The organism is Streptococcus pneumoniae (genome assembly GCA_040719455.1).
GTDB lineage: Bacteria > Bacillota > Bacilli > Lactobacillales > Streptococcaceae > Streptococcus > Streptococcus pneumoniae_G.
This window is the reverse complement of record JBFDTN010000001.1, coordinates 512,813-532,196: the sequence shown is the minus strand read 5'-3', so window position 1 is coordinate 532,196 and position 19,384 is coordinate 512,813. Positions and strand designations below refer to the sequence as shown.

18 protein-coding genes are annotated in these 19,384 nt (G+C 40.3%); 5 read left to right on the top strand and 13 right to left on the bottom strand.

Annotated elements, in window-relative coordinates:
* Positions 1-141: 141 nt before the first annotated feature.
* The 5 genes from AB1I63_02405 to AB1I63_02385 all read right to left on the bottom strand — a co-directional run bounded on the left by AB1I63_02405 (position 142) and on the right by AB1I63_02385 (position 4,190).
* The gene (locus tag AB1I63_02405) at positions 142-1,197 is read right to left on the bottom strand and encodes a BMP family protein (protein MEW4353739.1); all 1,056 of its coding nucleotides are present in this window, start codon (positions 1,195-1,197) and stop codon (positions 142-144) included.
* A 71-nt stretch (positions 1,198-1,268) separates the two neighbouring features.
* A complete protein-coding gene (locus AB1I63_02400; GenBank protein ID MEW4353738.1) occupies positions 1,269-1,655 on the bottom strand; it encodes a cytidine deaminase in 387 nt (128 codons plus the stop codon).
* A complete protein-coding gene (deoC, locus tag AB1I63_02395; protein ID MEW4353737.1) occupies positions 1,645-2,307 on the bottom strand; it encodes a deoxyribose-phosphate aldolase in 663 nt (220 codons plus the stop codon). Before deoC ends, AB1I63_02400 begins: the two co-directional genes overlap by 11 nt.
* An 18-nt stretch (positions 2,308-2,325) precedes the next feature.
* Entirely contained in the window at positions 2,326-3,603 is a 1,278-nt protein-coding gene (locus AB1I63_02390; protein MEW4353736.1) for a pyrimidine-nucleoside phosphorylase, read from the bottom strand.
* Positions 3,600-4,190 carry a class I SAM-dependent methyltransferase gene (locus AB1I63_02385; protein MEW4353735.1) on the bottom strand — a complete coding sequence of 197 codons (591 nt, stop codon included), beginning with the start codon at positions 4,188-4,190 and terminating at the stop codon, positions 3,600-3,602. The genes AB1I63_02390 and AB1I63_02385 overlap by 4 nt, the downstream gene beginning before the upstream one ends.
* 89 nt (positions 4,191-4,279) lie before the next feature.
* Here AB1I63_02385 and coaA point away from each other — a divergent pair, with 89 nt between their 5' ends.
* From coaA to AB1I63_02365, 4 genes are all read left to right on the top strand, one after another.
* Positions 4,280-5,200 carry a type I pantothenate kinase gene (gene coaA, locus AB1I63_02380; protein ID MEW4353734.1) on the top strand — a complete coding sequence of 307 codons (921 nt, stop codon included), beginning with the start codon at positions 4,280-4,282 and terminating at the stop codon, positions 5,198-5,200.
* A 53-nt stretch (positions 5,201-5,253) separates the two neighbouring features.
* Positions 5,254-5,505, top strand: coding sequence for a 30S ribosomal protein S20 (gene rpsT / locus AB1I63_02375; GenBank protein ID MEW4353733.1), 252 nt, complete (start codon positions 5,254-5,256; stop codon positions 5,503-5,505).
* A 66-nt stretch (positions 5,506-5,571) separates the two neighbouring features.
* Entirely contained in the window at positions 5,572-6,087 is a 516-nt protein-coding gene (locus AB1I63_02370; protein ID MEW4353732.1) for a DNA topology modulation protein, read from the top strand.
* Positions 6,088-6,167: 80 nt separating this feature from the next.
* Entirely contained in the window at positions 6,168-7,625 is a 1,458-nt protein-coding gene (locus tag AB1I63_02365) for an alpha-amylase (GenBank protein ID MEW4353731.1), read from the top strand.
* 97 nt (positions 7,626-7,722) lie between these two features.
* Here the strand turns inward: AB1I63_02365 and AB1I63_02360 are convergent, their stop codons facing one another.
* The 7 genes from AB1I63_02360 to AB1I63_02330 form a co-directional block, all read right to left on the bottom strand.
* On the bottom strand, positions 7,723-7,965 hold the full coding sequence (locus AB1I63_02360; GenBank protein MEW4353730.1) for a hypothetical protein: 243 nt from the start codon (positions 7,963-7,965) through the stop codon (positions 7,723-7,725).
* A complete protein-coding gene (locus AB1I63_02355; protein MEW4353729.1) occupies positions 7,958-8,398 on the bottom strand; it encodes a hypothetical protein in 441 nt (146 codons plus the stop codon). The genes AB1I63_02360 and AB1I63_02355 overlap by 8 nt, the downstream gene beginning before the upstream one ends.
* Positions 8,399-8,475: 77 nt before the next feature.
* On the bottom strand, positions 8,476-9,540 hold the full coding sequence (locus AB1I63_02350) for an Eco57I restriction-modification methylase domain-containing protein (GenBank protein ID MEW4353728.1): 1,065 nt from the start codon (positions 9,538-9,540) through the stop codon (positions 8,476-8,478).
* Entirely contained in the window at positions 9,530-12,793 is a 3,264-nt protein-coding gene (locus tag AB1I63_02345) for a DEAD/DEAH box helicase family protein (protein MEW4353727.1), read from the bottom strand. The genes AB1I63_02350 and AB1I63_02345 overlap by 11 nt, the downstream gene beginning before the upstream one ends.
* Positions 12,790-13,728, bottom strand: a complete 939-nt coding sequence (locus AB1I63_02340; protein MEW4353726.1) for a restriction endonuclease — start codon at positions 13,726-13,728, stop codon at positions 12,790-12,792. The genes AB1I63_02345 and AB1I63_02340 overlap by 4 nt, the downstream gene beginning before the upstream one ends.
* 222 nt (positions 13,729-13,950) lie before the next feature.
* Positions 13,951-15,282, bottom strand: coding sequence for a HAMP domain-containing sensor histidine kinase (locus AB1I63_02335; protein ID MEW4353725.1), 1,332 nt, complete (start codon positions 15,280-15,282; stop codon positions 13,951-13,953).
* A complete protein-coding gene (locus AB1I63_02330) occupies positions 15,272-15,946 on the bottom strand; it encodes a response regulator transcription factor (protein ID MEW4353724.1) in 675 nt (224 codons plus the stop codon). The genes AB1I63_02335 and AB1I63_02330 overlap by 11 nt, the downstream gene beginning before the upstream one ends.
* A gap of 303 nt (positions 15,947-16,249) precedes the next feature.
* On the opposite strand from AB1I63_02330, the gene AB1I63_02325 reads away from it, so the two are divergent.
* Positions 16,250-17,479, top strand: coding sequence for an IS110 family transposase (locus AB1I63_02325; protein ID MEW4353723.1), 1,230 nt, complete (start codon positions 16,250-16,252; stop codon positions 17,477-17,479).
* 328 nt (positions 17,480-17,807) lie between these two features.
* On the opposite strand, the gene nox is transcribed toward AB1I63_02325, so the two are convergent.
* On the bottom strand, positions 17,808-19,178 hold the full coding sequence (gene nox, locus AB1I63_02320; GenBank protein ID MEW4353722.1) for a H2O-forming NADH oxidase: 1,371 nt from the start codon (positions 19,176-19,178) through the stop codon (positions 17,808-17,810).
* Between the last annotated feature and the right edge of the window lie 206 nt (positions 19,179-19,384).

The window sequence follows — 19,384 nt, the reverse complement described above, 5'->3', positions numbered from 1 at the left end:
CTTAGCAAGCTCTACTGAGATAAAATATCTCAGCCTTAAAAAAGAGGAGCGGAAAAAGAACCACGATATAGTCCATTTCCCACCCCGCAATTTTAGTAGGAGTTGTTCCTAAATATGAAGATTTAGGAACCTAGTGTTTGATTATTCTGTTGGAACTTTGATGCTTCCGTCAAGAATTTTAGCTTTTGCATCTTCAACAGCTTTTTTGGCATCGTCAGAAAGATTTTTAGTTGTCAAATCAACACCACCATCTTTCAAGCCGTATGTGCTTGTTTTACCGCCAGGGAATTCACCTTTAGATGCTTTAGTTGACATATCTTTTACAGTTTCTCCAACTTTTTTCAAAGTAGAAGCAAGAACGAAGTTAGAGTCTTTACCATCTTTTGATTTGTATTTTCCTTCTTCTTCTTGGTCACGGTCAACACCAAGAACCCAAACTTTTTCGTCTTCGTTCTTTGTTTCATTGATTGATTTAGCTTCGTTGAAGACACCGGCACCTGTACCACCAGCTACTTGGTAGACAATATCTGCACCAGCTGCGTATTGTGCTGCTGCAATTGTTTTACCTTTTGCAGCGTCTCCAAATGAACCTGCATATTGCACATCAATCTTGATAGATGGATCTACTGATTTCACACCAGCTTCAAATCCTTTTTCAAAGCGTGTCAATACAGCTCCTTCGATTCCTCCAACAAAACCGATTTGTTTTGTTTTTGTTGTTTTTGCTGCTGCTACACCTGCAAGGTAAGCTGATTCGTTATCCGCAAAGAGGGCTGAAGCCACATTCTTTTGATCTTTGATTTCATCATCAACGATAACATAGTTGATGTCAGAATGGTCTTTTGCTGCTGCTTCTACTGCATCGCGAAGAGCAAATCCGATACCAAATACCAATTTGTAATCGCTAGTTGCTGCTTGTTCAAGGTTGTTTGCATATTCAGACTCATCTGTTGATTGGAAGTAAGTGAAACCATTGTCTTTTGAAAGACCATTTTCTTTACCCCATTCTTGCAATCCTTCCCAAGCTGATTGGTTAAATGACTTGTCATCTACACCACCAGTATCTGTTACGATTGCTGCTTTAAGGTCTGTTTTTGCATTTGCATTATCACCTTTTGAAGCACGATTTCCACATGCAGCAAGTCCAAGTGCTGCAACAGTTACTAGACCTAGGCCTAACCATTGTTTCTTGTTCATTTCTGAACCTCCTAAATAAGATATGCAACAGTGTTGCGGATTTGAGTTTGGTCTCTTGACCTCTTTGCTGACTAATCTAAGTCAGTAAAAGAATATGGAAGTAATTCCCCGACCGTCATCTCGACCGTCGATTGATCTTTGGCGATTAAAGTCACCTTTAAATCCTGATTAAAAAATTCTGCCATCACTTGGCGACAAGCGCCACATGGGGATACAGGTTGATTAGTCTCTCCATAGACATAGAGTTCTTCAAAGTCTCTGACACCTTCAGATACAGCTTTGAAAATAGCTGTTCGCTCTGCGCAGTTCGTCAATCCAAAGCTCGCATTTTCAATATTGACACCTGTAAAGACTTGCCCATTTTTAGCCACTAAGACTGCACTGACTGGAAAATGCGAATAAGGTACATAAGCCTGCTTGCTATTTTCAACCGCTAATGTGATGAAATTAGTAGTCACTGCTTGCAACCTCCCCTTTCATAATCGCAATTCCAGAAGAAGCTCCGATACGATTGGCACCAGCTTCGATAAAGGACTTAGCGTCTTCATAAGAGCGAGCACCACCTGATGCTTTCACGCCCATCTCTTCTCCAACAGTCTTTCGCATCAATGCAACATCTTCAACTGCCGCACCACCCGTAGAAAATCCTGTGGATGTCTTAACGAAGTCTGCACCAGCTGCTTTTGCCAACTGACAAGCGACGACTTTTTCATCATCTGTCAAGAGACAAGTCTCAATGATGACTTTGACAAGCTTATCACCGCTCGCTTCTACCACTGCACGAATGTCTTCTTCTACCAAGACGAGATTTTGTGATTTTAAAGCACCTACGTTGATGACCATATCAATCTCATCAGCGCCATTTTGAATGGCATCTTTTGTTTCAAAAGCCTTGGTGGCTGAAGTCGTTGCTCCCAAAGGAAAACCAATGACAGTGCATACTTTGACATCTGTACCTTTTAAGCCTTCAGCCGCAAAAGCAACCCAAGTTGGATTGACACAGACACTTGCAAAATCATACTCTTTCGCCTCTTCAATCAGCTTTTCAATCTGCTCTTGCTGAGCATCTGGCTTCAAAAGCGTATGATCAATATACTTATTTAATTTCATTTTCGGTTCTCCTGTAAATTAAGCGATTACTTCGATAATCTCGTGAACTTTTTTCTGCTCATCACTTATTTTAACATTTTTTTTGAATTCTGTAACTAATTCTTGTGAATTTTTTTCATTTGAATAGATTTTTGCTAGAATATCGCCTGTTTGAACGGCTTCTCCGACTTTCTTTTCAAATACAATTCCTGTTTCAAAGTCTAATGAATCCGTCTTCACAGCTCGTCCTGCTCCTAATCGCATCGCAAATAGACCAAATTCCATAGCAGGAAGTTCCGTGATATATCCAGATTCTTCTGCTTTCACCTCTATGATAAAGCTTGCAGATGAGTCTCGATAGAGGTCTGTCAAATCACCGCCTTGTGCTACTACCATTTCTTCAAATTTCGCCAAGGCTGCACCATTTTCTAAGTGCTCACGGACTTCTGCGACTGTTTTTTCAACATTTGTAAGACCAAGCATAATTTGAGCTAATTCGCAGATAAACTCAGTAATATCCGCTCTCCCCTTGCCTTGTAAAATATCCAAAGCTTCCAAAATTTCCAAACGATTACCAATGCTAGTGCCTAAAGGCTGGCTCATATCCGTAATAACAGCCACTGTTTTACGTCCAACAGCTTTCCCTAAATCAACCATTGTTCTTGCAAGTAAGCGTGCATCTTCGATATTTTTCATGAAGGCACCTTCGCCGACTGTCACATCTAACAAAATCGCGTCCGCTCCAGCTGCAATTTTTTTGCTCATTACAGAACTTGCAATCAAAGGAATGGTGTCTACTGTTGCGGTCACATCACGAAGTGCATAAAGCAATTTATCAGCTTTCACAAGCTGATCAGACTGTCCAATGACGGAAAGACCGATGTCTTGTACTTGCTGAATAAAGCTTTCTTGACTTTGTTCAATCTCATAACCTTTAATAGACTCAAGCTTATCAAGTGTCCCCCCAGTATGACCTAGACCACGACCACTCATTTTTGCCACTGGAACTCCGAAGCTTGCAACCAAAGGAACTAAAATCAAGGTCACTTTGTCTCCTACTCCACCAGTGGAGTGCTTATCGACCTTAATCCCAGAAATTGCAGACAAATCAATCTGCTCACCCGTTGCCACCATTGCCATGGTTAAATCAGAGATTTCACGCGTTGTCATGCCTTTGAAATAAATCGCCATCGCAAATGCAGCCATCTGATAGTCAGGGACTGTCCCCGCCACATAGCCATCAATCAACCATTTGATTTCCTCGGATGATAATTCTAAGCCATCCCGTTTTTTCTGAATAATATCTACTGCTCTCATCCTTTTTCGCTCCTTAAAATATAGTAGCCCTTGTCTTTTTTCACGACTTCACAATTTCCAAAGACTTCTTCCATCTTAGCTTTGGCACTTGGAGCCCCTTGTTTCTTTTGAATGACAATCGTGAGGTCTCCGCCACTTCGCAAATGCTCTAAACTCCCTGTAATCACTTGGTGAACGACCTTTTTCCCTGCACGAATCGGGGGATTGCTGATAATATGGTCAAATTCTCCCGTCACTTGCTCATAGAGGTTCGATTGAAAGATAGTAGCTTGAAGCTTATTTTCTGCTGCATTTTTCACAGCCAAATCCAAAGCTCGCTGGTTAATATCAACCATGGTCACAGCAACTTCTTGAGCTTTTGCGAGACTGAGTCCCAAAGGACCATAGCCACAGCCAACGTCTAAAACTGTGTCTTTTTTCGAAAAATCAAGACAGCCCAGTAATACCTGACTGCCGTAGTCAATCATCTTTTTACTAAAAACACCTGCATCTGTGTAAAAACTCATCTTCTGTCCTAAAAGCGTGACATCCAAACGATGGACATCATGAGCCGCATCAGGATTTTCTGCAAAATACATCTTACTCATACTTCTATTTTACCATATTCTTACTTTCTTTGTAAACCGTTTACAAGTCCCCTAGAAAAATGATATACTAAGTATTCTAGGAGTTTTATATGCATAAGGAACTAATTCATTTTGAAAAAATTACCCGTGAAAGCTGGCAAAATCTGCACCGCACCTCTCATCCTCCTCTATCTGAAGAGGAATTAAATTCCATAAAAAGCTTTAATGACCGCATCAGCTTACAAGATGTGACGGATATTTATCTGCCCTTGACGCATTTAATTCAGATTTACAAACGCGCGAAGGAAGATTTGGCTTTTTCAAAAAGCATTTTTTTACAACGAACCAGTAAAAAGCAGCCCTTTATTATCGGCGTTTCAGGTAGTGTTGCAGTTGGCAAATCCACAACGAGCAGATTATTACAAATCCTACTCTCTAGGACCTTCTCTGATGCCAGTGTGGAATTGGTGACGACAGATGGATTTCTCTATCCAAATGAAGTCTTAATCAAAGACAAGATTTTAAACCGCAAAGGTTTTCCTGAAAGCTATGATATGGAGTTACTCCTTGACTTTCTAGATCGGATAAAAAATGGGCAACCAGCTCAAATTCCTGTCTATTCGCATGAAATTTATAATATCGTTCCTCATCAGACACAAACGGTCTATCCTGCTGATTTTGTCATCGTTGAAGGAATCAACGTCCTGCAAAACCCACAAAATGATCGGCTCTATATGACAGACTTCTTTGATTTTTCGATTTATGTCGATGCAGAGGTTGACAATATCGAGATGTGGTATCTCGATCGCTTTAAAAAAATGTTGACCTTTGCAAAAGATGACCCTAAGAACTACTACTACCGCTTTACCCAGCAAACGGAAAGAGAAGTCAACGACTTTGCTCATCAGATTTGGTCCAGTATCAATCTGGTGAATTTAAAGGATTATATCGAACCCACAAAAAATCGTGCAGATATGATTTTACATAAAGGAAAAAATCACGAAATTGATGAAATTTACTTAAAAAAATAAAAAGACTTGTCAAAATCAAACTTTTCAGATATAATTAGATAGTTAGTATAGCATTGGAGGTGAAAACATTGGCAAATATTAAATCAGCTATCAAACGCGCTGAATTAAACGTTAAACAAAACGAAAAAAACTCAGCTCAAAAATCAGCTATGCGTACTGCAATCAAAGCATTTGAAGCAAACCCATCTGAAGAATTGTTCCGCGCTGCTAGCTCAGCTATCGATAAAGCAGAAACTAAAGGTTTGATTCACAAGAACAAAGCAGGCCGCGATAAAGCTCGTCTTGCTGCTAAACTTGCAAAATAAGCCGCATAGTGAAATGAAAGAGCTCGTTTGAGCTTTTTTATTTTGCTTTTATTAGGAGGTTTTAGGATGAAAATTGCAATTATCGGCTACTCTGGCTCTGGAAAATCAACACTGGCGAAATTCTTAGCAAAGCATTACGCTACTTCTTGCCTGCATTTAGATACGCTACGATTTTTACCCCAATGGCAGGAACGCTCAAATGAAGACATGCAAAAGCTAGTGGCAGACTTTTTAGACCAGCATGACAGCTGGGTTATTGATGGGAATTATAGTTTTTGCTCCTACGAACGCAGAATGGAGGAGGCAGACCAGATTATCTTTATGGACTTTTCCCCTTTGAATTCTCTCTATCGTGCTTTTAAGCGTTACCTTTTCTATCGTGGAAAGACAAGGGAAGATATGGCTCCTCAATGTCCTGAAAAATTAGACTGGGAGTTCATTCGTTGGATTTTAAAAGATGGGAGAAAGCCTGCTGCGAAAGAACGCTATCGTCTTGTCTGCGACACCTATCCAAATAAGGTGACCATTATTTCCAATCAAAAAGAATTGAATAACTTTATGGAAAGTGTTCAGAAAATTTAGAGAAAATGCACGCAAACGTTTGCGCTATCCTTAATATTTTGATAAAATGAATCCTATCTTGAACAATATGAGGAATTTCTATGAAAAATCAAACCTTACTCCAAGCCTTTGAATGGTATTTACCCAACGATGGTCAACACTGGAATCGCTTAAGAGAGTTAGCCCCTCACCTTGCTGAAAAAGGTATTGGCAAAATCTGGCTCCCACCTGCTTTTAAGGCAACCAGTAGCGATGACGTTGGCTATGGGGTCTATGATCTCTTTGACCTCGGAGAATTTGACCAAAAAGGAACCATACGGACGAAATATGGGACAAAAGAAGACTATCTAACACTCATCCAAACCTTGAAAGCATGCGGTATTGAACCTTTGGCAGACCTCGTCTTAAACCATAAGGCATCTGCAGATCATACAGAACGTTTTAAGGTAGTTGAGGTGGATCCTTTAGACCGCACGGTTGAGCTGTCTGAGGAACCCTTTGAAATCCGCGGTTGGACGCATTTCACCTTTGATGGTAGACAGAAAGCCTATAATAGCTTTGAATGGCACTGGTACCACTTCACAGGAACGGACTACGATGCCAAGCGTCAAAAATCTGGCATTTATCTGATTCAAGGAGATAACAAGGGCTGGGCAGATGATGAGCTGGTCGATAATGAAAATGGGAACTATGATTATCTCATGTACGCAGATCTTGACTTTAAACATCCTGAGGTCATCCAAAATATCTATGATTGGGCAGATTGGTTTATTGAAACGACTGGGATTGCTGGTTTTCGCTTAGATGCGATTAAGCATATTGACAGCTTTTTCATGGGCAATTTCATCCGAGACATGATGGAAAAACACGGTGAGAATTTCTATGTTTTTGGTGAATTTTGGAATAGTGATGCGGAAACAAACACCGCCTATCTCGAAAGCATTGATTATCGCTTTGATTTGGTTGATGTTCGCTTACACCAAAATTTCTTTGAAGCAAGTACGCAACAAGCGGATTATGATTTGCGGGAGATTTTTACAGGGAGCCTTGCCCAAAATCATCCTGAATCTGCCGTCACTTTCGTCGATAATCATGATACCCAACGGGGTCAAGCCCTCGAATCAACGGTAGAGGAATGGTTCAAGCCCTTAGCTTATGCCCTCATTCTCCTACGAGAAGAAGGTCTTCCTTGCGTCTTTTACGGCGATTACTTTGGTATTCAAGGCGAATTTGCCCAAATGGATTTTAAAGAAATCTTAGATAAATTACTGGATATTCGCTTGCACTTAGCTTACGGTGAACAAGTTGATTACTTTGATGATGCCAACTGTATCGGCTGGGTACGTCTTGGACATGAAGAGACAGACACTCCTATTGCCGTCATTCTCTCAAACAATACAGCTACAAGTAAGAGAATGTTTGTTGGAGAAAACTACGCAGATCAGCGCTTCACAGATTATTTAGGTCATTGTCTTGACCCTGTCATCATCGACGAGGAAGGTTGGGGAGACTTTCCGGTCGAAGGTACTTCTCTTAGCATCTGGGGGAGGGGAGAATAAAAGAATAAGAGTAAGGAAAATCGTGATTTTGAAGTCTTGATTTTCCTCACTCTTTTATTTTTATGACACCAATTTCAGATAAATTTTTATCCTACTTCTATCCAAATCCATAGACAATTTTTTCGGGTAACTGCTTTTTCAATTCAATACTTTTGGTTAGCGTATCTTTTACAAAGGTAGTAAATTTACCCAAATCATCGCCATCGTAGCTATATTCTAGGCTATCTTTATCAATTGTCGCAATACCTATGCAATCGCCACTAATAGCAGAATAACGGCGAATATCACTAGTATCTTCTACTTTATAAAGAGTAATCAACTGCTTATCAATTTTAGTCATACTTGTCTGCCTCCTCGTAGTTAAATTGTGTATTTGCCAACTTATGGGCATCATCATAATCCATCTTCAACGTATTCATATAGTAGGATTCCAAGCTCTCATGTTGTAACATTACTATATCGTTTCTCTTAGGTGTCCCTAAGTACAAGCGTTGAAAACTTTGAGCCATGTCGTAATCTGGATAGAAATTCCTATTTCTCAACTCCACCATTTCAAAATCCCATAATAAATACTCATTATCTAGTACATGCTTCAAGGCGGATATTACTGTTTCTGAAGGTAGTTGACTTGATTCAGTCATTTTCTCAACAATATCTACTCTATTTGAGTTCTTCAATTGATTATAATAACGAATCGCGAACTCATCTTTTTGTTTTTCAATATCTCCACGAGCCTTGCTTATAGAACCACTAGATTTTAATAAGTCATCCATGCCCTCATTATACACCTTATTTTCAGGATTATCAAGCACTTTTCAACTAATCATAGTGTAGGCTATTTGTCCATATCCTACTCCATTTCTTTCACCTTTTCTTCAATAAAGGCGATTTCCTGCTCGTTCAAGCCGTACTTGCGGTAGAGTTGTTGGTCAATCTCCGCAATAGACTTGCTCCAATCAATATCGGAGTTTGGGGTGAAATCTTGGAGAGGGACAAAACCGTATGTTGTCGTACTATGCTGAGTGACTTTTAAAATACCGATTAGTGCTCTAAAGAACTTTGTTTTATAATAGTTAATTAAAGCTTGTGCTTCAAATTCCGTTTTAAAGCTACCGATACGTAAAAATGTTTCAGTTGAAATTTGCAATGGTTTTCCAAGTAATAAAGTAGCACCAACTTCTCCAAAGGTTCCTGAACCATAAGCATACGGGGCGAAGACTTTCCAAGTCTCTATCGTATCAAGTCCGGTTGGTATAGGATAATCTCTAGGAACAAAGCGGCTGACACGATTGGTATTTAACAAGCCAAAAATTTCTATATCATTACTCTTACTTCTCTCAGCAAATATTGGTGGAAGTTTATACTTTGAAGGATTTCTGAGAAAGTCCGTGCGTAAGCCGTACGGCTTAAGTACGGACACGATTTTTTGAATATTTCTCGATTCTAAATCCTCTTTCTCTTTTACCTTTGTAAAAATATTAATCAATTCTTTAAAAGGTATAAAAATCCCAGAATTTGCTGAATTGAGATAATTTGAAAATTGATGTATCTCCCTAGTTTTTTCAATTACAGTAATATTTGCAGCTTGATGATGCTCTTTATCATAGGTAAAATTCATCACTCCACCTTTAATATCCGTATTTTGAAATACTTGACTAGAGTCTTGGTGTATAGTGACAGCAGAGAAATGACTATCATTGAGCATATCTTTGGCAAAGTTTCCTAGTCCCTTTCCCGCACCTGTTAACCACCTAGCAGGGAAAATCAAATTAACATATCTATTTGAATGCTTTCTAGCAAAATAGAAAAACTTATCATACAGAGGACTGGCTGAAGCATTTGCTGAACCGTCCTCTCTTTTACCATTGTCATTCTCCTGATACGGTGGGTTTCCTACGACAACATCAAATTTCATGGGTATGACCTCCAAATAGTTCTTCACATTTCTCTTCAAAGCTCATTTCGCTCTCACCACGCGCATACGGGGTGGTATCTAAATGGACAATATGAGACGAGTCAATGGTTTCTGCTCGTTCATCGAAGCCAAAGATAAAGTTTTTCGCGATATTGTAGATAATTTCAGACGGTGCAAAGCCATAGATTTGATTTTCTAAGATATGCTTGAGCCGTTCGTCTTTATCTGGAATGACCCCTTCAAGCCCTTTATAGAGGCGCTTGACAATTTCTGTTAGGTAGAGGCCTGATTTAACATACAGGTCTGCAAAGGTCTTATTGGGATCTGTAAAACAGCTCGGATCTTCCTGCTCTAGCTGGTCAATCATCATTTGCACCACTTTTTTTGGCGTAAAGATTTGATTAGTCTTTTGAGGAGGAATATAGTCAAAAATATCCTCGTCTTGCTCTTCATCGAAATAGTTGGCAAGGCGTTCCTTGGTTCGTAAGAATTCCTGAACCGACTCGTCAAAAACGGTCTCATCAAAGAACTGGTACTCATCACGAAGCATACGGAACTGCTCAAGGCTAATCCCTGTTACCTCAAGAAATACTGTATCAGAAATGGTCTGATCAAAGGTAGCAAGGCAGGTATCCGCGACTCCGTAAGCCATGAGGAAGGACGGAATGGTCCGAGAAAAGCCTCGCAATCGAGCACGAACATCGTCTTCGACTGTCTGCTTTTTCTTTTCTTCTGATTGTTGGAGGATTGTTTCCGTGGTTTTCTGCGTGACTTCCTTGGTCTTTTCCTGCACGGTCTTGAGCAATTCTGCTCGTCTAGCTTCCTCAATCTTTTGTCGTTCTATTTCATAGGCACGCTGGGCTTCAGCGACGGCAAATTTATCTTCTCTTGCTGCCTCGACTTTTTTCTCTAATTCTTGCTTGACTTCGGCTTGTTTGATTGCTGCTTTTTTCTCAACCAACTCTACTTCTCGACCGATAGCTGTCACTTGCTGGCTTAGGATGCGCTCAGCCTGCTTGCCAGAAATCCCGCTTTCCTTAGCCAATTCTTTGACCGAGTCCTGCGTCGCTTGGGTGACAATCTTAGTAATTTCTTGTCCAAGATTTGTCTCTTCTTCCGCAATCAAGGATAGGCTGGTTTCCTTAATGTCAGCATAGATTTTCTCACCAAAGCTGGCTTTGTTTTGACTAATGACAATCTCTGGCTCAATCACCACATCACCCGCTTCATCGACTGCAACACCTTTGGTGTCAATCGTTTTATCCACTTGCTTGGTGCCTAACTTTCCATTGTCTGCCTTATTTAATTGTTCGAGAATCTCCCTTGCACCAGCCGAGGCAAAGATGCCTGAGATATTTTGGAAGAGGAGATTGGACATAAAGCCACGTTTGACGACTTCTTGCGCCTTGATAGCTTTTGGAATTGTGAGCACCTGCTGTACATCCAGCGCGACCATTTTTCCTGTCTCGTCTTCTGCAATGACAGGGAGGAAATTGAGCAGGGTACGGATATTTTCTTTTCGATCCTCTGTTGTCCCACCACCATTTAGCGTTTTAGGAGACAAGTTATTGGCAAACTCATCATAGATAATGAGGGTTCGCTCAGGAGCAAAGTCAAAAACGTAGGCATTTTCTTTTTGGTAGACTTGACCATCTACTTCATACTCCCACGGGTTTTGCGAGCGAAAGGCTGCCTGCATGTAGAGACTTGGCGACTTCATGTTGGAGAGCATGAGAACGGCGCTCCACTCGGGAATGGTAATTCCTGTTGTGAGTTGCCCAACAGAGAGCGTAATGGTCTTATCATTTTCAGCAATCGCCTTTTTGACACGATCTAGTGCCTTTTCATTGATCATTTGGTCATCGTCTGTCTTGCCGTCACCTGCTGCAACCACAATGGCGTAATCCTTAAAGACAGGGTGTTTTTTCAAGATTTTTTCCAAAGCCTTGGCACTCGATACACGGTTTAAGAGCCAGAAGGTGTGCTTTAATTCCGCGCGAAGCTCTGGCGTTGAAAAAGGATATTTCTCGTTGTGGCTTAGGCTATCCAACCACTTTTTGACATCGGCTTCATAGACGAAACTGCCTGTATCTTTCGTTGCGAAAAATTCATTTAAGTCAAAGGCATAGTCCTTGTTTTCTCCGTCGATGACGGCACCCTCTTGGACTTTGTCTGCAATCATTTGCCCCATTTGATAGGAAAAGAGGTTCAGACGTGGCAATTTTTCATAGGGATTGTTCTGGTTCACATCTGACCAGCTCACCTTTGCTTCCTGCTCGTCGGCATAGGTCCAGTTGAAAATCTGTTCGCGAGAGAATTTCCCAGACGCTACCGCCTTAAAGGGTGTACCAGACAAATGGAGCGTAAAGCGCCGCGAGATTTCGTTAAAGGCCACATCGGCTTTTAAGGTGTCCACCCCTTCATGGGCTTCATCAATCACGAGTAAATCCCAGTTGAGCTTTTTCACCCATTCTAGCTTAGGATAGACACCACCAAAGGAAATCGCCCCCTTTAAATCTTGCAAGGAGATAAAGGCAATCTGACGAGTGTTGTCTGTCATCTGAGCTAGAAATTCTTCCCGAGTCAAGACAGGACGCTCTTTTAGCGAGTCAGAGGTGGAAACAAATTTATACTCGGTCTGCCAGGCGATAAATTTCTCAAAATCATCAAACCAAGAATTAGCAATGGCGGGACGATTGGTCACAACAAGGACATTTTGAGCATCCATTTTTCGTGCTAAATCATAGGTGGTCAAGGTCTTACCAAAACGCGGTTTGGCATTCCAGAGAAATTCGCCATTTGGATGCCCCTGCTGATAAGCCAAGGTCGCTTTGACTGCCTCTTCTTGCTCTACTCGAAGCTTATAGCTTAATTCTTCTTTGACTTGGGAGAAATCCTGCTCTTTGAACTCTTCAAAGTCCGCTCGAGCCTGCTCAGGATTGCCATTGTAGTAGAACCATTCTGTATGTGGTCGTTGCTCTACATGCTTAAATTTTTTCAAGTAGGCATGAAATTGCTTGTCTTTGAACCACTCATCTGATTGGCTAAACTTAGCAGCGTCAGACCACAATAACTGGTGGTCTACCCTGAAAGCTGCAGTATGGGTCTGCTCTCTGATACGCTGATGAACATCTTTTCGCTCCGTGTAGCCAATCTTAATCCAACCTATATCCTCAGGAAGAGTCGGTAAGGTATAGGCATAAATCTGCGGATAGATGGTTTTAGTCGTTTTAATCACAGTCGGCTGTTTCATGATTTCCCAACTCCTTTGTCAAAAAATTCTTTTTTACCAGTTTTCCAATTCATCACCTTGGCACGTTTACCAGGGATGATGCTCCACTTATCTTCTACCACTTCATCGTCAAATAAGGATAATTGGACTTCTGTCACTTTCTCCCTTTTCTCCGAAAGGGGAATGGTATAGGTCAGCCCGTCCATTTGAAATAAATTGTAGCTGATAATCCCAGCAATCTCTTTGAGAAGTGGATAAATCAAGGGTTCCTGCCATTTCTCTACATAGTAATCGCGATAGGTGTAAAGCAAATTTTCCCTTGCTAGAAAGAGAGAGTCTCCGCTCCACTCAAAGCCATAACAGGCTTGATAGGCTTTTTCGACCAAGTCCTGCCACTCCGCCTTATCATCAATCTCTTGGTTGATTCGGTACAATTTCCGATCCAAAAAACCAACTCGCTCCTCTAGGGGAATGACAAGACCTGTCTCCATATCATAGCGACTAGCGATATAAGGACCCTCTCCGCAGGTGATCTCTAACCATGTCCGCCCTACATAAGTCTCTAAATCATCCTCTTGAAAGGCTTGGTCCACTTCATCATTTTGTTTTTTGACAACCCAAGTTGGCGTGAAAACTTCTGCCTTGGCTTTGGTTCTCCCTTTGCGCTCATCGGCTGATTTTAAGGCACGAGGTTTGATGACTTCTTCCATATATCCAGTAATCAGATGTGGTAAAATTTCAGCTGTCGGAGCGTAGACTTTTTCCCCATATTTCTGATATTCATCCGTCGACCAGATGATATTTTTTCTAAAACGATTATTGGACTTGGTTTGATCCAGTAATAAAATAGACAAGAGTTCTGGAAAATCTTCTCGGATACTGTTTTCTCTGATATTGGAGGAAGCAATAGACAATCTCTCCAGCTTCTGCTGTAAAGAATCCTGTTCAGAAGCCATTCAAAAAGGCCTCCTTCTTATAAATTTAAGGAGACCTCTGCTTTTTCCTTACAAATAATAGTCTAGCAACTGATACGCAATCGTTTGCGCAATGATATAGTTATTTTTAACCTTTAAAATAATAGTTTTCGTCAGCATTTTTAAAAGAAAGACTGTTATTTGTAAGGTTTGACAGTATGTCAAACCTTATGTATACTAGTATACATAAGGACTAAAAATAAATTATCGCTTCTTCTTATTCTCTGTTTTAATGGCAATTTTCACTTCAAAGACCGTTCCACGAGGTTTATTATCTTTTACCGTAATTGTACCTTTTAAGGCGTCTACAATCTGTTTAGCTAGGGACAAGCCTAGACCAAATCCACCTTTTTGGCGTGTTCTAGCCTTATCCACCCGATAAAAACGGTCAAAGATTTTCTTCTTATCTTCATTCCGAATGCCTGATCCATTGTCTGCAACCGTGAGGAAAAGTGTTCGGTCATTGGCTGATACGGTCAGCTCAATCTCGCCATCATCATCTGTATATTTAATCGCATTATCAAACAAAATCGTCATCAACTGCTTTAACAACGTTTTATCCGTCCGAATCACTCGGAAAATCTTATTTTGAAAACGGAAGGTCTTGCCATTTTCAGCTGCCACCATCTCATAATTGGTAAAGGTCGTGTTAAAGAAACTTTGATCGACATCTCCAATTTCTGGTTTAATCCCATCATCGCGCCGTGCAAGATTGAGGAGATTAGTCGTCAGCATCCGCATATTTCTCACTTCCTCAAGGCTTGAAGCAATGCTTTCGCTCGAATCCATGATGGTTGCTTCTGGCTTTCTGAACAAAGTTTCCAAGCGATTTTGCAACACTGCTAGTGGCGTGCGCAATTCATGACTGGCATTTTCAACAAAGGACTTTTGCTTTTGCATACTTTCAAGCAAGGGTTTGACACTCACACGCGCCAAGTAGATACTTGCAATTACAGATAAAAGCCAAAAACTAGCCATCACCATCACCACCAGCTGCTCATGGCTGAGACTCGCCTGCTCCAGCTGACTGGTATTGATAAACACCGCCGCATACTTGATTTTTTGCAGAACCTCATTATCGTTATCAAGGTGACAATCAAAAACCATCATCCGATAGGTTTCTTCACCCCCATAGCCATTTTTGACATGCACTTGACGAATGCGGTTCATCTGGCGTTTATCAAATGCTAAACTGTTCAATCCTAGAAAGTGATCCCCTGTTGTTATCGCTTTATAATCTTCGTCGAATAAAATCACTTCCGTATTGGCACTCACATCGAGAGAATCTGGCAGATCCATTTTATAATCTGTCTCATTGCCTAGGCTATTGGCTTTTTTAACCGCTAAGTTAATGACTGAGATGGGCTGCTGGCTCAGCTCTGTAATCTTGCTATCTACGGATACATAGAGACTTGAGCGCATGACTTGTAGAATAATCAAGGTCATGGCTGAGAAAATCAAGGTAAAGACCCCAAAATTTCTCAGGAAATAGGTAAAATCATCGGAATACCATGTTTTTTTTACTTTATTCAGCATCTTTTAAAATGTATCCGACACTGCGAAGTGTATGTAGATTGTCCGCAAAAGCCGTCCCTTTCAATTTCTTCCGAATTTTCGATACATACACCTCAACAACAGAGATGGTTGTATCACTATCAAAGCCCCATAAACGGTCAAAAATCTGCGTTTTCGGTAAAATAACATTTTGATTTTGCAAGAAATAAACGAGCAAATCAAATTCCTTTCCGAGCAGTTCAACCGCAACTCCTTTGACAGTTGTTGTGTTGGTCGCAAGGTTAATGGAGACATCCCCATAAGAGAGGGTATTTTCGTTAAATTTTCCAGAGCGTTTCAAGAGAGCTTGGATACGCATTTTCAACTCTTCAAGATAGAAAGGTTTGGTCAGATAATCATCTGCTCCTAACTCAAATCCATGTCCCTTGTCATTTAGACTTTCCTTTGCCGTCATGATGAGAACAGGTGTCGCCACCCCTTTTTCACGTAATTCTTTTAACACTTGGAAACCATCTTTTTCAGGCAACATCAAGTCTAATAAAATTAAGTCATAGACCCCACTTTCAGCCTCATATAAGCCCTCTTCTCCATCAAAAACCTGCATGACATCTGCAAAATCGTCTAAAAAGTCAAATACAGAATTAGATAGACCAAGGTCATCTTCTACCAATAGAATTTTTATCATAATTATAATTCATTCCTTTCGTTTCACTCAAGGCACAACACTGAATGAAAAAGTGCTACGCTCTTTATTTTTGTCTATAATAACAGTGAGAAGCCCTATCACTACTACAAATCACGGGGAGGAGAGTAAGTGAGTAGTTCAGCTACTACCTCGAATAATTATAGGTGTGGTTCTTCCTATCAAGCACAACTAACTGTGACTAAGAGCACGTAAACTTATACTTGGATAAGCGACTCGTTTGTGAAAGGGAAGAGCAGTCAAGGGATAGGAGCTTCTCTACTTTTGAGAAAGGAGTTTCCTCCTATGTTAAAAATCGTTTATCCTAATTGTTGTGGAATTGATGTGCATAAAACTTTTGTCGTAGCAGTTATTGCCATCACCAATAGTCAAGGAATTACTGAGTACCATCGTAAACGCTTCTCCACCTTTACCAATGGACTCACTCAGCTACGTGATTGGTTGGAATATTATTCCTGCTTCGATGTCTGTATGGAATCTACTGGTAAATACTCGATTCCTGTTTTCAATATCCTAGAAGAACAGACCAATGTCTGCTTAGCTCATCCCAAATATGTCAAAGCTATTCGAGGAAAGAAAACCGACAAGAAAGATGCGCAATGGATAGCCGACCTCTTCAAGCATGATTTAGTTGCTTCTAGCTTTATTCCCCCGCTCAAAATCAGACAATTACGTGACCTATTTCGCTATCGAATGAAATTAACACAACTTCAAGTTAGCGAGAAAAATCGTTACCAAAACTGCCTAACTTGGTCTAATCTTCAAATTGCAAGTGTCGTTTCCGATGTCTTCGGAAAGAGTGCTCAAGCTATTATTACAAGCATCCTTGACAATCCTGAAGAGAAACCAAACATTGAACAACTCGTTCACAAGAGAATGAAGGATAAAGTGCAAGACTTGGAAATCGCTACGGAAGGCGAATTAACACCTGAACAAGCTGAGAAAATCAGAGTCATCAAAGCCCACTATGATGCCCTAGCTATCTGTAAAGAAGACTTAGAAGCAATGATTCGGGAATTGGGAAAAGAATATCAAGAACAGGTCAAGTTAATTCAAACTGTGCCTGGTTTCAAAGAGAAACTCTCTGCACTCAGAATCATTTCTGAAATAGGGGACGATATGACTGTCTTTGATTCTGCTGGAAAACTCTGTTCCTGGGCTGGACTTGTCCCTGCCAACAATGAAAGTGCGGGGAAGAAATATTCTACTCGTATTTCTAAAGGTGGACAATACCTCAAACCTTTTCTCGTTCAAATTGCTAATGCTATTGTTAGGTCTGATAAACATCCTGAATTCAGAAACAAATATCTCAAGCTAAAGAAACGTCGTGGGCACAGAAAAGCTATCATCGCTATCTGTCGCAGATTACTGGTTTCTGTGTACCAAGTGCTACGGAAACAAGAAGACTACAATCCTGTTTTACAAGGACTGACCGAAATACGAAATCCTGATAAAACGATGTCTGTTCAAGACGCTGTTCGTTTTGCACAACAGCACGGATTCAATGTCGCTTAATCTCAAAAATCAGGTTTCAACACCTCTTTTTAGTGCGCCCAAAATTAGGATAAACAATAAATCAATTAGCTTTTATTTTTTTTCAAACTTGTCTCCTCCTATCACCATCGGATGATTGCCCTCAGGATTTTCTCTTCTTTTATTATATCATGATTCTAAGTCATTTGGGACATCTAACTATTTCCATGACATTTACATGATGATTTTCTTACTATTTAGTGTACCTATGTTTCCTTAAAACTAGCTGAATTATGAGTAGAAATGTGATACATTCTTGAAATCTTTCGCATCAAAAAAGGCTAGGTTGCCCCAGCCTTTGATCTCTAAATTATTTTGCACCCAAAGCTGCCATAGTGATATAGTTGTATGGCTTGTTGAAGTGTGGCAAGAAGAAGATATCAAGAAGCGCTAGGCGTTCGATGGTAACTTTTTCTTGAATCGCAAGTGAGAACATGTGGATCCCCATTGACATGTCTTCTTTAGAAGCCATTTGTGCTCCAAGAACGATACGAGTATCTTGATCGTAAACGATTTTAAGTGTTACAGGGAAGTTGTCATGTTCGATAAATTCTGGTTTTTGGTTGTCTGTAAATTCAGTCACAACAGCGTTGTAGCCAAAACGTTTTGCTTTTTCAAGCGTCAAACCAGTTGAAACCATCTTAAGGTCATAGATAGCAATACCGTTTGAACCTTGTACACCGATTGACTCAAGTTCTGTTCCACATACGTTGTGAGCTGCGACAATACCTGAACGAACAGCGTTTGTTGCAAGGGCGATGTAGTTAGTGTCTTCGATTGAGTTGTCATAAACAGTTGCACAGTCACCGATAGCATAAACATCTTTCATGCTAGTTTCTTGTTTTTTGTTAACAAGGAAGGCACCGTTGCGGAAGAGTTCAATTTTGCCATCTCCAAGACCAGTATTTGGACGGAAACCAACTGCCAAGATAACCATATCAACGTCAAAGCTTTCTTTATCGGTTACGATACGCTCTACCTTGCCGTCACCTTCGATGGCTTGAACAGTTTGTCCAAATGCCAACTTGATACCGTGGTCTTCAAGGTTTTTGCTCATCATGTCTGTCAAATCGCGGTCATAGTAACCTGCCAAGCAAGTGTCCACAACGTCAATCAAGATAACTTCTTTTCCTTTACGTTGAAAGGCTTCAGCAAGTTCAACACCGATGTATCCTGCACCAACAACGGCTACACGTTTGATGTTTTCATCTTTCAATTTTTCAATAACATCTGCTGAGTTTTGGTACAATTTAACAAATTGAAGGTTTTTAAGGGTTGCTTCAAATTCACGTGAACCTTCTTTGATTTCTGCACCTTTGATTGGTGGCAAGATTGGTTGTGAACCCGTTGCGAAAATCAATTTTTCATAAGATTCAACATGTTTCGTACCATCTTCTAAAAAGACATGTACTTCTTTTTTATCATAGTCAACAGACTCAACTGGTGAGTTCATGTAAACTTTTGCGCCCATGCTTTCCAACTGCTCTTTATCAGAGTAGAACAAACCTTCTGGTCCAGAGATTTGCTCACCAATCCATAGCGCCATTCCACATCCCAAGAAAGAAATGTTTGAGTTTTGGTCAAAAACAACGATTTCATTGTCTTTGCCATAATTTGCTAACATTGTTTTGATACAGGCTGTTCCTGCATGGTTTGCACCAACCACAACGATTTTACTCATGTAAATAATCCTACCTTTTTTATCTAATTTTACAAGTCCATTATAACACAAGCTGACAGCGTTTACAAGTTTTTTATCTTGAAAGTGAAAAAATCAAGAAATTTTCATGCAGTATATAGGCTTTTCTTGATTATTTTTCATGTGAAATTTTCACAATTTGTTTATTTATGACATTTTTTTCAATCTATGCTATACTAGCACTAAAC

What these genes read in the sequence shown, in the direction of transcription:
- AB1I63_02405 (MEW4353739.1), bottom strand. Translation starts at nt 1,197, where the DNA reads ATGAACAAGAAACAATGGTTAGGCCTAGGTCTAGTAACTGTTGCAGCA.
- deoC (MEW4353737.1), bottom strand. Translation starts at nt 2,307, where the DNA reads ATGAAATTAAATAAGTATATTGATCATACGCTTTTGAAGCCAGATGCT.
- AB1I63_02390 (MEW4353736.1), bottom strand. Translation starts at nt 3,603, where the DNA reads ATGAGAGCAGTAGATATTATTCAGAAAAAACGGGATGGCTTAGAATTA.
- AB1I63_02385 (MEW4353735.1), bottom strand. Translation starts at nt 4,190, where the DNA reads ATGAGTAAGATGTATTTTGCAGAAAATCCTGATGCGGCTCATGATGTC.
- coaA (MEW4353734.1), top strand. Translation starts at nt 4,280, where the DNA reads ATGCATAAGGAACTAATTCATTTTGAAAAAATTACCCGTGAAAGCTGG.
- AB1I63_02370 (MEW4353732.1), top strand. Translation starts at nt 5,572, where the DNA reads ATGAAAATTGCAATTATCGGCTACTCTGGCTCTGGAAAATCAACACTG.
- AB1I63_02365 (MEW4353731.1), top strand. Translation starts at nt 6,168, where the DNA reads ATGAAAAATCAAACCTTACTCCAAGCCTTTGAATGGTATTTACCCAAC.
- AB1I63_02360 (MEW4353730.1), bottom strand. Translation starts at nt 7,965, where the DNA reads ATGACTAAAATTGATAAGCAGTTGATTACTCTTTATAAAGTAGAAGAT.
- AB1I63_02355 (MEW4353729.1), bottom strand. Translation starts at nt 8,398, where the DNA reads ATGGATGACTTATTAAAATCTAGTGGTTCTATAAGCAAGGCTCGTGGA.
- AB1I63_02350 (MEW4353728.1), bottom strand. Translation starts at nt 9,540, where the DNA reads ATGAAATTTGATGTTGTCGTAGGAAACCCACCGTATCAGGAGAATGAC.
- AB1I63_02345 (MEW4353727.1), bottom strand. Translation starts at nt 12,793, where the DNA reads ATGAAACAGCCGACTGTGATTAAAACGACTAAAACCATCTATCCGCAG.
- AB1I63_02340 (MEW4353726.1), bottom strand. Translation starts at nt 13,728, where the DNA reads ATGGCTTCTGAACAGGATTCTTTACAGCAGAAGCTGGAGAGATTGTCT.
- AB1I63_02335 (MEW4353725.1), bottom strand. Translation starts at nt 15,282, where the DNA reads ATGCTGAATAAAGTAAAAAAAACATGGTATTCCGATGATTTTACCTAT.
- AB1I63_02330 (MEW4353724.1), bottom strand. Translation starts at nt 15,946, where the DNA reads ATGATAAAAATTCTATTGGTAGAAGATGACCTTGGTCTATCTAATTCT.
- AB1I63_02325 (MEW4353723.1), top strand. Translation starts at nt 16,250, where the DNA reads ATGTTAAAAATCGTTTATCCTAATTGTTGTGGAATTGATGTGCATAAA.
- nox (MEW4353722.1), bottom strand. Translation starts at nt 19,178, where the DNA reads ATGAGTAAAATCGTTGTGGTTGGTGCAAACCATGCAGGAACAGCCTGT.